The following is a 1,801-nucleotide window of genomic DNA, read 5'->3' as shown; positions in this document are numbered from 1 at the left end:
CGGGGGTGGTGCACCGGGCCGCTGCCCGGCGCTGAGTAGGGTCGGGTCGTGGTGGGAGACGCGTCGGGCACCGGCGAGCAGCCGTTCGTCGCCGTCCGCGACGCCTGCAAGGTGTACGACGACGGCCCGCAGCCGGTCACGGCCCTGCACCACGTGGACCTGCAGGTGCCCCGCGGCCGCTTCGTGAGCGTGATCGGCCCCTCCGGCTGCGGGAAGTCCACGCTGCTGCGCCTGGTGGCCGGCCTGGAGCGGCCCGACTCCGGCGAGGTGCGCATCTGCGGGCAGACGCCCGCGCGCGCCACCGAGCGCAAGATGGTCGGCTTCGTCCCGCAGACGCCCGCCCTGCTGCCCTGGCTGGACGTGCTGGGCAACGTGCGGGTGCTGGAGAAGGTCAACCGCGCCGCCTCCCGCCGGCGCGGCGCCGTGCCGCCGCCGGCCGCGCCCGAGCGCTGCGACCTGGCCGGGGACCCCGAGGCGCTGCTGCGCCGCCTGGGCCTGGGCGACGTGCTGCACCGCCGCCCCGGGCAGCTGTCCGGGGGCATGCAGCAGCGCACCGCCATCGCCCGCGCCTTCGCCCTGCAGCCGCAGGTGCTGCTCATGGACGAGCCGTTCTCCGCGCTCGACGAGTTCACCCGCGAGGCCGCCCAGCTGCAGCTGCTGGACGTGTGGCAGGAGATGCGCACCACCGTCGTGTTCGTCACCCACTCCATCACCGAGGCGGTCCTGCTGTCCGACACCGTCGTGGTCATGGCGGCCGGTCCCGGCCGCGTGGCCGGCACCGTGGAGGTCTCCCTGCCGCGCCCGCGCCGCTCGGGGCTGCTGGACTCCGCGGACCTGCACGAGCACGAGCACCGGGTGCGCGAGCTGCTCTCCGACGCCTGGCACGCCGACGCCGGGGCGGTCTCGTGAGCCCGCGCGCGGCGGCCGAGCGGCGCGCGCCGGCCACCCCCGCGGCGCCGCCCGCGCGCCGCCGGCGCACCTCGCCGGCCGCGGCGCTGAACCCGCGGGTGTGGCTGCCCACCGTCGTGGTGCTCCTGGTGGCCGGGGTGGTGTGGGAGCGCGTCGCCGTGGCCGACCCCTACGTGCTGCCGCGGCTGGCCGCCGTCGGCGAGCAGCTCGCCGGCGACCCCGGCTTCTACCTGCGCAACGCCGGCACGACCCTGCTGGAGGCGCTGCTGGGCCTGGCGCTGGGCGCGGCGGCCGCCCTCGTCGTGGCCGTGGTGGTCTCCGAGTCGGTGCTGGCGCGCCGCGCGGTGATGCCGCTGGCGGTCATCCTCAACGTCACCCCGGTGGTGGCGATCGCCCCCGCCCTGACGGTCGCCTTCGGCTTCGGGTACCTGCCGCGGGTGCTCGTCGCGGCGCTGACGACCTTCTTCCCGGTGCTGATGAACACCGCCACCGGGCTGCGCTCGGTGCGCCGGGAGGTGCTGCAGGTCTTCCGCACCGTGCACGCCTCCCGCTGGGACGTGCTGCTGCGCCTGCGCTTCCCCAGCGCGCTGCCGTTCGTCTTCGCCGCCCTGCGGGTGGTGTTCCCGCTCTCGCTCGTCGGGGCGATCGTGGCGGAGTTCAGCGCCGCGGGGGCCACGGCGGGCCTGGGCACCGTCATCAAGGTGGCGGCCTCGAACTCCCAGCTGGACCGGGTGTTCGCCTCCATCGCCTGCCTGGCCCTGATGGGCGCGCTGCTGCTGCTGGTGGTCACCGGCGTGGAGCGGCGCGTGCTGTCCTGGCACTCCTCGCAGGAGCGCTGACCCCCCGCGGGCTCCCGCACCGCCCGCGCACGACCGCTCGACCGGACCAGGAG

The 1,801-nt window shown here is 76.5% G+C and carries 2 protein-coding genes; both read left to right on the top strand.

The annotated features are described in order from the left end of the window. Positions 1-48: 48 nt before the first annotated feature. A complete protein-coding gene (locus GTR00_RS20105; protein WP_323132638.1) occupies positions 49-909 on the top strand; it encodes an ABC transporter ATP-binding protein in 861 nt (286 codons plus the stop codon). After that, complete coding sequence (locus GTR00_RS20100; RefSeq protein WP_323132637.1) at positions 906-1,748, top strand: ABC transporter permease; 843 nt, start codon at positions 906-908, stop codon at positions 1,746-1,748. The genes GTR00_RS20105 and GTR00_RS20100 overlap by 4 nt, the downstream gene beginning before the upstream one ends. Positions 1,749-1,801: the final 53 nt, after the last annotated feature.

The organism is Kineococcus indalonis, from assembly GCF_009906395.1.
In the GTDB taxonomy this organism is placed as follows: Bacteria; Actinomycetota; Actinomycetes; order Actinomycetales; family Kineococcaceae; genus Kineococcus; species Kineococcus indalonis.
The sequence above is the reverse complement of the archived record's forward strand: the minus strand, read 5'-3'. Positions and strand labels throughout refer to the sequence as shown.